The sequence below is a fragment of the Pseudomonas sp. LS-2 genome, from assembly GCF_003605735.1.
Taxonomy (GTDB): Bacteria; Pseudomonadota; Gammaproteobacteria; order Pseudomonadales; family Pseudomonadaceae; genus Aquipseudomonas.
Genome location: NZ_QXTJ01000008.1, coordinates 331,975 through 340,742, shown reverse-complemented (window position 1 = coordinate 340,742; position 8,768 = coordinate 331,975). Strand labels below are relative to the sequence as shown.

The 8,768-nt window shown below is 60.0% G+C and carries 10 protein-coding genes; 3 read left to right on the top strand and 7 right to left on the bottom strand.

What is annotated here, in order from left to right:
- Nucleotides 1–390: 390 nt before the first annotated feature.
- Both D3M70_RS05860 and D3M70_RS05855 read right to left on the bottom strand, forming a co-directional pair.
- Complete coding sequence (locus D3M70_RS05860) at nt 391–1,350, bottom strand: 3-hydroxyacyl-CoA dehydrogenase family protein (protein WP_120124949.1); 960 nt, start codon at nt 1,348–1,350, stop codon at nt 391–393.
- 35 nt (nt 1,351–1,385) lie between these two features.
- Nucleotides 1,386–2,738: an MFS transporter gene (locus D3M70_RS05855; RefSeq protein WP_218568404.1), complete on the bottom strand. Its 1,353-nt coding sequence runs from the start codon at nt 2,736–2,738 to the stop codon at nt 1,386–1,388.
- Nucleotides 2,739–2,940: 202 nt separating this feature from the next.
- On the opposite strand from D3M70_RS05855, the gene D3M70_RS05850 reads away from it, so the two are divergent.
- On the top strand, nt 2,941–3,570 hold the full coding sequence (locus tag D3M70_RS05850) for a histidine phosphatase family protein (protein ID WP_120124948.1): 630 nt from the start codon (nt 2,941–2,943) through the stop codon (nt 3,568–3,570).
- 15 nt (nt 3,571–3,585) lie between these two features.
- On the opposite strand, the gene D3M70_RS05845 is transcribed toward D3M70_RS05850, so the two are convergent.
- Together D3M70_RS05845 and D3M70_RS05840 are read right to left on the bottom strand one after the other, a co-directional pair.
- Nucleotides 3,586–4,386 carry a DeoR/GlpR family DNA-binding transcription regulator gene (locus D3M70_RS05845; protein WP_120124947.1) on the bottom strand — a complete coding sequence of 267 codons (801 nt, stop codon included), beginning with the start codon at nt 4,384–4,386 and terminating at the stop codon, nt 3,586–3,588.
- Between the two features lie 91 nt (nt 4,387–4,477).
- Nucleotides 4,478–5,368: a pseudouridine synthase gene (locus D3M70_RS05840; protein WP_120124946.1), complete on the bottom strand. Its 891-nt coding sequence runs from the start codon at nt 5,366–5,368 to the stop codon at nt 4,478–4,480.
- Here D3M70_RS05840 and D3M70_RS31670 point away from each other — a divergent pair.
- Both D3M70_RS31670 and D3M70_RS05835 read left to right on the top strand, forming a co-directional pair.
- Complete coding sequence (locus tag D3M70_RS31670; RefSeq protein ID WP_133306439.1) at nt 5,367–5,585, top strand: hypothetical protein; 219 nt, start codon at nt 5,367–5,369, stop codon at nt 5,583–5,585. The two genes, D3M70_RS05840 and D3M70_RS31670, sit on opposite strands and share 2 nt — an antisense overlap.
- A 254-nt stretch (nt 5,586–5,839) precedes the next feature.
- Nucleotides 5,840–6,106 carry a hypothetical protein gene (locus tag D3M70_RS05835; RefSeq protein WP_120124945.1) on the top strand — a complete coding sequence of 89 codons (267 nt, stop codon included), beginning with the start codon at nt 5,840–5,842 and terminating at the stop codon, nt 6,104–6,106.
- A 12-nt stretch (nt 6,107–6,118) separates the two neighbouring features.
- On the opposite strand, the gene D3M70_RS05830 is transcribed toward D3M70_RS05835, so the two are convergent.
- From D3M70_RS05830 to D3M70_RS05820, 3 genes are all read right to left on the bottom strand, one after another.
- Nucleotides 6,119–6,355 (bottom strand): glutaredoxin family protein, encoded by a 237-nt coding sequence (locus D3M70_RS05830; RefSeq protein ID WP_120124965.1) that lies wholly within the window; start codon nt 6,353–6,355, stop codon nt 6,119–6,121.
- A 96-nt stretch (nt 6,356–6,451) separates the two neighbouring features.
- On the bottom strand, nt 6,452–7,418 hold a 967-nt coding region (locus D3M70_RS05825), incomplete at its 3' end, for an acyltransferase (RefSeq protein WP_133306440.1).
- 136 nt (nt 7,419–7,554) lie between these two features.
- The gene (locus D3M70_RS05820; protein WP_120124943.1) at nt 7,555–8,763 is read right to left on the bottom strand and encodes an ammonium transporter; all 1,209 of its coding nucleotides are present in this window, start codon (nt 8,761–8,763) and stop codon (nt 7,555–7,557) included.
- Nucleotides 8,764–8,768: the final 5 nt, after the last annotated feature.

Sequence of the window (8,768 nt, the reverse complement as noted above, 5' to 3'; positions counted from 1 at the left end):
CACCAACGCCTTAGCTCACCAATCCCTCGGCTTGGCATGCTCAATCGTTCGATTCCGCCGAATCTGTGTGCGGTCGGCCTGAGCTTTCGATTCCGCCGAAATCATGAACCCCGGCTCGCGCTTTTGATTCCGCCGAAATCATGCAACCCCGGCTCACGCTTTTGATTCCGCCGAAATCATGCAACCCCGGCTCACGCTTTTGATTCTGGCCGAAGGCCGTGGGAGCCCGGCTTGCCGGCGATCTGCCGGGCACCGGCAGTGAAATCAGCCAACTCGGTGAGGCAGAAAAACCGCGTGCCATGCACTTGCTGCCGGTGCCCGGCAGATCGCCGACAAGTCGGCTCCCACGCCCTCCGGGCAGAAGCGTGACTGCGTAACTTCACCAACGCCTTAGCTCACCAACCCCGGCGCAGGCCCAAGTTCTGCGCGCAGCTTGCTCAATGCCGCGTAAGCCTTGTCGCGGTAGGCCAGCAGCTCGGCGTGTTTTGCCGGGTCGATGTCCAGAAATCCATGGCCGGACTTGAGGCCGAAGTTTCCGCCATCCACCAGGTCCTGAAGCGCTTTCGGCGCGGCCAGTCGCTCGCCGTAGGTGCCCGCCAGGGTTTTGTACGACGAGGCATAGACATCCAGCCCCGCCATGTCGCCAATGGCGAACGGGCCAAACAACGCCAGGCGGAAACCGAAGGCGTTGCTCACCACCAGGTCGACTTGTTCCGGCGTCGCCAGCCCCTCCTCCACCACCATCACGGCTTCTTTATACAGCGCGAACTGCAAACGATTGGCGACGAATCCCGGGGTGTCGGCAACGCGCGCCGGCACCTTGCCCACTGCCCGAATGAGCGCTTCGAGGGTGTCCACGTGCGCGGGCAACGTGTGCTCGCTGGCGATCAGTTCGACGCTGGGAATGAACGGCGCCGGGTTCATCCAGTGCACGCCCATAAAACGCTCAGGATGGCTGACGAACTTCGCCAGCTCGCCAATCGGAATCGCCGAGGTGTTGGTCCCGATGAGGGTGTCGGCGGCGCAAGCGGCCGATACCCGGCTCAACACATCGCGCTTGATGTCCATGGACTCCGGCACGGCTTCGGTGACGTAATCGACGCCTTCCACGGCCTCCTCGATGGAGCCTGCGGCCGTGAGGTTGGCCGACAACCTGGCATGGGCATCTTGCGGGAACAGCCCGGCTTCGGCGAAGGCTTTGGCCTGTTTGAGCAGACGCTCGAGGTTGTCTTTGGCAACACTGGCGGACACATCGCCGAGTACGACCTGAGCCCCACCCAGCGCCAGCACCTGAGCGATCCCGCCGCCCATGTACCCCGAACCGACAACAGCGACTTTCTTGATGGTCATACGGTAACTCCCAGCTAAAAAATGAACGTCGCGGATCAGAGGTGCTGATCGCTGCGGTCCTTGAGGGTCGAAAGGGCCAGCGCGGCGATCACGCCACCCGCCGCCAGATACGCGGCGACCGCATAACCGGTGCCGAAACTGACCAGCAGAAACGACGCGATCAAGGGCGCAGGACCGCCCGCCACCAGCGATGACATCTGGTAACCAACGCCCGCGCCGGTGTAGCGCACATGCACCGGAAACTGTTCGGAAATCAGCGACGCCTGAGCACCGTACTGAATGGCGTGAGGCACCAGCGAGAGGGTGATGGCGATGAATATCCAGGTTTCGTTGCCCGAGTTCAGCACCCAGAAATACGGGAACGCCATGAGGATCAAGACCGCGCAACCGAAGTAATACATGTTGCGGCGGCCCACTCGGTCGGCGAGGTTGGAGAAGATCGGCAACAGGATCAGATCCAGCACCGCCGCCGACAAGGTGGCGAGCAGGACGAAGGTGCGCGAGACGTGAGCGTTCTGCGTGGCGTAGTCGAGAATGAACGCCGTGAAGATATAGAACGGCATCTGCTCGGACATCCGCAGGAACGCCACTTTGACGATCTCCCGCCAGTGATGTTTGACCACGAATTTCAGCGGGCTTTTTTCGATCTGCTGGCTCTGCTTCTTGGCCGCGAACGAAGGAGTCTCTTCGATGGCGAGACGCACCACCAGGCCGACCACCACCAGAATCCCGGAGAGCAGGAACGGAATGCGCCAGCCCCACTCGAGGAAATGCTCGCCCGTGAAATAACTGGAACCCATGACCGCCGAGGTCGACAGAATCAGGCCAATCGACGTCCCCAGCTGCGGCCACGCACCTGCCGCGCCACGCTTCTTCTGATCGCCCCATTCGAGGGACATCAAGGCGGCGCCACCCCATTCACCGCCGACACCGAAACCCTGGATCAGACGCAGCAGAATCAGGATCACGGGCGCCCACAGCCCGATACTTTCGTACGTGGGCAAGAAGCCGATGAGGAAAGTCGCAAGGCCGGTCATCACCAGCGTCACGATCAACGTGGTCTTGCGCCCTACCCGATCACCGAAGTGCCCGAACACCGCCGCACCGATCGGGCGGATGGCGAAGGCAATGGCAAAAGAGGCGAACGACAGCATCAGTGAGACGAGCCGGTCGTGAGTGGGAAAAAATAACAGCGGAAACACCAACGCAGCTGTCGCCCCGTAGATGTAATACTCGTACCACTCGATGGTGGTACCGATCAGGCTGCCCACGGACGCACGGCGTCGCTGTTTTAGCTGGTGCGCGGTGGGTTGAGCGGCGGATTCCGTTTGCGGGTCAACATTGGGCCTGGCAGAACCGCCCGCCATGGTGCCGTCGAGTGTAGACATGAAGCTGCCTCCGTTATTTTTATTGGGATAGGCAAAGCGAGTCGAACGCCCTGAGCCGGCCGTTGGGCTTGCGCTCTGTCCTGAGCAACGCGGTGTTGGTCATGTGACTATTTATCATTATTTGTTATTTATTCACATTGTCAAGCTGCTTGCGTTAAGATTTCACACCAATGATCAATCTTCTTCACAACCGGGATTCTCGATGGACACTCACGACCAGACCGTTCCAACGCTGTATTTGATCCGCCACGGCGAAACCGACTGGAATGCACGGCGCCTGCTTCAGGGCCGCCGCGACATCCCGCTCAACGCCGTCGGCCAGGGTCAAGCGGCGGTGTCAGGCACCTGCCTGAACTGGTTGCTGCCCGACGTTTCTCAGGTCGACTTCATTGCCAGTCCGCTGGGCAGAACACGCCAGACCATGGAGATCATTCGCCAGCGGATGGGCCTTGACCCAGCGCACTACCGCACCGACGAACGCCTGGTGGAGATTCATTTCGGAGAATGGGAAGGACTCAACTGGCAACAGATCGCCGAGCGTCAACCCGAGCGCTTCGAGGCGCGTCAGGCCGATCCGCTGAATTTCATGCCAGCGGGCGGCGAAAACTATCCCCATGTATTCGAACGGGTCGGCAGCCTGTTGAACGCGTTGCAACGCGACACGGTGCTGGTCGCCCACGCGGGAGTACTGCGCAGTTGCCTTGCCCTGCTGACCGACGTTGCGGATGTCGAGGTGCCGCTGCTGGAAATCCCGCAAGATCAGGTGCTGATGATTCGCGGCGGAAAATTCGCCTGGATGCGCGTCAGCACGGCAGCGGATGGCCGTAGCTGAGAATAAAGGAGGCGATCAGGCGAGAATCAGTTCGATCCCTGAACGACGAATGCCCGCTGCGGAATCCGGTGGGAGCGCGTCGTCGGAAATGATCGGATCGAACCGTTCGAGACCTGCGACGCGGTACATGCCGAAGGTGCCGTACTTGGAACTGGTGGCCATCAACACCACTTGCGACGAGCCCGCCATGGCTGCCTTCTTCACTTCGACCTTGGCTTCCGAGGGCGTGGTGATGCCGCGCTGCAGGTCCCAGGAACTGCTGGAAATGAACGCGATGTCGGTCGCCAGATTGCGCAGGGTATCGGCGGCCAGGGTGCCAATACCGGTGATGTTGTCATGATCGAGCACGCCGCCGGTGTGAATGACCTTGACATGCCTGGCCTCGGCCAACGCCATGACGATGCTGAAATCGTTGGTCACCACCGTCATGCCGGTCAGCTCGACGATGTGCGGCACCAGACACAGCGTGGTGGTGCCCGCGTCGAGATAGACCACCATGCCGGGCTTGAGGTATTGCGCGGCGATCACGGCCATGCGCTGCTTCTGCTCCGACTCCAGGATCACCCGGTTGTTGTGGCTGGGTTCGGTGGTCACCTGACTGGCCAGACGCACACCGCCGGGCACCGAAAACACCAGCCCTTCCTGCTCCAGCAAAGCGATGTCCCGACGCACTGTCATGTGCGAACAATTGAAGATTTCCGTGAGTTGAACCACGCTCAAAGTCTGCTCGCGACGTAATCTGCGAATGATCATTTCGCGACGCTGCGCGGGCATCATCGGCTGACCATCGGCGGACGGGAGAATATCTTCGCTCATGGGGACTCTTTGCAAAGTAATCGGGCGCATAGGTTAACGCAGAACATCAATCTCTGTAGCGGCGCGGTATCTCGCCACCCGGACCGACGTTTCACCCCTCCAGCTTGATCTGGCTCTCGAAAACCCGCTCCTGCCCGGTCACCGGGTCGATGAATCGCAGCCCCTGCGCCAGCAGTTTCAAGGGCTTTTCGTAATCATCCACCGCATCCTTGATCACGTCCGGATAAAACGGGTCGTTGCAGATACCCGCGCCCAGCGCCGCCATGTGCACGCGCAGTTGATGCTTCTTGCCGGTCACCGGATACAGGCCATAACGCCACAGCTCGCCATTGCGCTCGCAGACTTCGATCCGGGTTTCGGTGTTGCTCTGCCCTTCCCCTTCCTGCATGCGAAAGAACGGCTCGCCATCGATCAGCCGACTTTTGTGGACTCGAGGGAATTCAAGATCCGGCAGCGCCCGGGCAATGGCCTCGTAGCGTTTGTCGATGCGCCGCGTAGGAAACAACGCCTGATAGGCCGAGCGGGTGTCCTTATTTGCCGAGAACAGGACCAGACCTGCGGTGTGCCGGTCAATGCGATGCAGCGGCACCAGGTGCGGATTGTCCAGCGTGCGGATCAAGCGACGCAGCAAGGTCTGCTCGACATATTCTCCAGCGGGCGTGACAGGCAGAAAGTGCGGTTTGTCCGCGACCACCAGATGCTCGTCGGCGTAGAGAATCGCCTCCTTTACCGGGATCGGCGTCTCGTTGGGCACCTCACGAAAGTAGTGAATGCGCAGCCCCTCGCGATACGGCAGATCCCGTGCAATCGGCTGGCCATCGCCATTCAATACCCGGCCTCGGGCAATGCGATCAAGCCATTGTTCTCGACTGATGGCGCTGAAACGCTCGCACAGACAATCGAGCACTGTCAGCCAGGGGCCTGGCGGCAGATAAAGGGTGCTGGCCTGAAGTTGGGCAGCCGTGAAAGCGGATTCGGACATGAGCGACTCAGGATCGGGAAGACGGACTCGACAAGCGCGGCATTATCACCCAGCCCTCGCGCCTCATGCGAGCAGCGCGAGTTGGGCATGGGCGCTGCGGCCTGAAGCGCGCTTCAAGCAGCGAACAATCGACGCGACGATTTGCCACAGGCTTAACGACTACCAGTTGTCTGACAACTACATGACAGCGCTGGATGCTGAATTTGATTTGTTCTAAAATGTTTCCAAATCGGCAAGCAGGCGCGAAACCGAACCCACACGAGCTATTTCGTGATCGACATCGAAAACGCCTGCCAGACCTGAACTCATAAAAAGAAAGCCCGTCCTCGACGGGCTTTTTTCGTTTTCAGCGTTTGTAACGCGCATCAGGCGCGACGCCGCACTTCAAACGTCGGCACTGAAGACGCCAGACACCCGGTGTCTTGCACTGCCCACGACAGATTTTTTCATTTCAAAACTTGAGGTTTCGCCATGCTGGGTCAACTGTTTCAATGGATCAAACGCCTTTCCACCGGTAGCACCACCGAAAGCGAAGAAAACTACTCGCAATCCTTCTCCCACGAAGAACACGATGTGGGTCGTTGGACCTTCATGTCGGTGTTCATCGTCTTCACCCTGAGCCTGTACGTTGTGGCCGGCCTTGGCTACTACGCCAAAGTGCATGTCTGGGACGGCATGAGCGAAGCGCAGAAAGAAGCCATCGCCAAAGCCATGGTCGTGGACACTCAGTACCTGTAAGTTCTCCGCGATCTAGCGCAGAAACGTCACCACCTGCCCGGTGTCGAACGGCCAGTCCAGTTCGGCACCGGTGTCAGTGCGCCGCAACACCGGAATCCGCAGGCCATAAGCTTCATTCATGGCTTCGCTTTCAGCGATATCGATCAACTCCACCAGCAGGCCATGCTCGACCAGGGGCATCAGTTCGGCCTCGGCGACTTCGCACAAATGACAACCCAGGGTGCCGAACAGTTGACATTCCGGCGGCATGACGTGGCCCTCTGATGACGGGATGTGACGAAACGAATCGCCAGTTTAGGCCCGCCCCCGTATGCCGGCGAGCCTGAAACGCCGCCTCGAAAAATNCCATCATCAGCACCGAGATCACGACGTTGTCCAGCAACGAGTCGGGCGCCGTGCCGAAGATCTGCCAGATGCGACCGACCACCCCCAGCACCAGCAAGTGCGACAAATAAACCGTGTAAGACATGTCCCCGGTCGCCACCAGAAACGCCGGCATCCGAATGTGCTGGCGACGCTCCAGCAGCGCCAGACCCAAAACCAGTGTGCCGAACACCGCGCTCACCGAGAACATCCTCAGCATGCCTTGCTCGTCGAATAACCGGTAATAGCCGATCAGGCCGATACCGGGAATCAGGGCGATGACCAGTGCGATACGGATCATCGAAAGCGGAATCCGCGCACTGTGCCGACTGTAGAACAGCAGCGCCAGCGCCACCCCGGCGATGACCTCCAGCGCATAGGGGTGCAGCATGATTTTCAGGGCCGGGTTGTAATCCTGCCAGTCCTGCACACTGTTGAAGACCACCAAGAGCATCGCCCAGCCCATCAGAAATCCGGGCAGCCAGCGCTCGCGAAAACACATCACGCCGGTGAACACCAGGTAGAACCACAGCTCGAACAGCAACGACCAGGCCACCATCACCAGCAGCACCTTGTCGTTCGGCAGCAGCAGAAAAGACATCAACAGACTGGACGAGCCATGGGTGCTGTTGACCATGCCCGGCTGGACCAGCACCACCGCCAGGGTCAGGAAGTAATACAGCCAATAGGTGGGATAGATCCGCAACACGCGGTTGAACAGGAAACGCTTGGATTCCGCGAGCTTTTGAAAGCGCCCACGGCTGACGATCACCATCACGAAGCCGCTGATGATGAAGAACAGATCGACCCCTGACTGGAAGAAGTCCAGCCAACGGGGCAAGAGAATGTCGCCCCCGGAATACTTGTGCTCCACGGCAGTCATGTGGAACAGGACTACGCCCAAAACAGCGACGCCCCTCAAAGCCTGAAGGGAGTAGATACGTTCCATCGACGGCTCCTACCACAGACGCAATGTTCGATTGCGACACATCAGGAAAGTCGACGGGCATCGGTCGCTGCAGCTGTCGCAGCCGGCCATGCCTGCCCGCTCGCGGATAAGCATAGCCAAGCGTCGACATTGCGCATCAGTCGTGACTGACGGCACCGATCTTGTGAATCGACAGGTCGGCGCCGTAATACTCCTGCTCCTGGCTCAAGCGCAATCCGAGGCAGAGCTTGATCACGCCGTACACCACAAAGCCGCCTGCCAGGGCGATGACCACGCCCAGCGCGCTGCCGATCAACTGACTGATCAGGCTGACCCCGCCGATTCCGCCCCAACTGGCCTGGCCGAAAATGCCACAGGCAATGCCGCCCCAGACGCCGCACACCCCGTGCAGCGGCCAGACGCCCAGCACGTCGTCGATTTTCCAGCGCACCTGCGCGGCGGTGAAGCACCAGACAAACAACGCACCGGCGATGATCCCCGTGGCCAGCGCGCCCACGGGATGCATCAGGTCGGAACCGGCACACACCGCCACCAGCCCGGCCAACGGACCGTTGTGCAGAAAGCCGGGGTCGTTGCGGCCGACGAGCAGCGCGGCAACGGTGCCACCGACCATCGCCATCAACGAATTGACCGCCACCAGACCGCTGACGCCATCCAGTGTCTGAGCGCTCATGACGTTGAAGCCGAACCAGCCGACGATCAGGATCCATGAACCCAGCGCCAGAAACGGGATGCTCGACGGCGGATACGCCACCAGCTTGCCGTCGCGGTAGCGGCCATTGCGCGGTCCGAGCAAGGTCACAGCGGCCAGCGCCAACCAGCCGCCCATGGCGTGCACGACCACCGAGCCTGCAAAGTCGTGAAATCCGGCGCCGAATGTCTTCAGCAGCCACGCTTGCAGCCCGAAATTGCCGTTCCACATCATCCCTTCGAAGAACGGATAGACGAAAGCCACGATCAATACCGTCGCGCACAGTTGCGGCGCGAACCGGGCACGCTCGGCGATCCCCCCGGAAATGATTGCGGGGATCGCTGCGGCGAACGTCAGGAGAAAGAAGAACTTCACCAGTCCATAGCCATGATCGCTGGCAATCACCGCGGCGGGCTGGAGAAAATTCACGCCGTAGGAAATCCAGTAGCCGATGAAGAAGTAGGCCAGCGTCGACACCGCGAAGTCACTGAGGATCTTCGACAAGGCGTTGACCTGATTCTTCTGTCGAACCGTACCGACTTCCAGAAACGCGAAACCGGCGTGCATGGCCAGAACCATGACCGCGCCGATCAGAATAAAAAGGGTGTTGGAGCTGTGGACCAGAGTGTCCACGGCACTTTGCATATTTTCCATCGAGG

What these genes read in the sequence shown, in the direction of transcription:
- D3M70_RS05860 (WP_120124949.1), bottom strand. Translation starts at nt 1,350, where the DNA reads ATGACCATCAAGAAAGTCGCTGTTGTCGGTTCGGGGTACATGGGCGGC.
- D3M70_RS05855 (WP_218568404.1), bottom strand. Translation starts at nt 2,738, where the DNA reads ATGTCTACACTCGACGGCACCATGGCGGGCGGTTCTGCCAGGCCCAAT.
- D3M70_RS05850 (WP_120124948.1), top strand. Translation starts at nt 2,941, where the DNA reads ATGGACACTCACGACCAGACCGTTCCAACGCTGTATTTGATCCGCCAC.
- D3M70_RS05845 (WP_120124947.1), bottom strand. Translation starts at nt 4,386, where the DNA reads ATGAGCGAAGATATTCTCCCGTCCGCCGATGGTCAGCCGATGATGCCC.
- D3M70_RS31670 (WP_133306439.1), top strand. Translation starts at nt 5,367, where the DNA reads ATGAGCGACTCAGGATCGGGAAGACGGACTCGACAAGCGCGGCATTAT.
- D3M70_RS05840 (WP_120124946.1), bottom strand. Translation starts at nt 5,368, where the DNA reads ATGTCCGAATCCGCTTTCACGGCTGCCCAACTTCAGGCCAGCACCCTT.
- D3M70_RS05835 (WP_120124945.1), top strand. Translation starts at nt 5,840, where the DNA reads ATGCTGGGTCAACTGTTTCAATGGATCAAACGCCTTTCCACCGGTAGC.
- D3M70_RS05830 (WP_120124965.1), bottom strand. Translation starts at nt 6,355, where the DNA reads ATGCCGCCGGAATGTCAACTGTTCGGCACCCTGGGTTGTCATTTGTGC.
- D3M70_RS05820 (WP_120124943.1), bottom strand. Translation starts at nt 8,763, where the DNA reads ATGGAAAATATGCAAAGTGCCGTGGACACTCTGGTCCACAGCTCCAAC.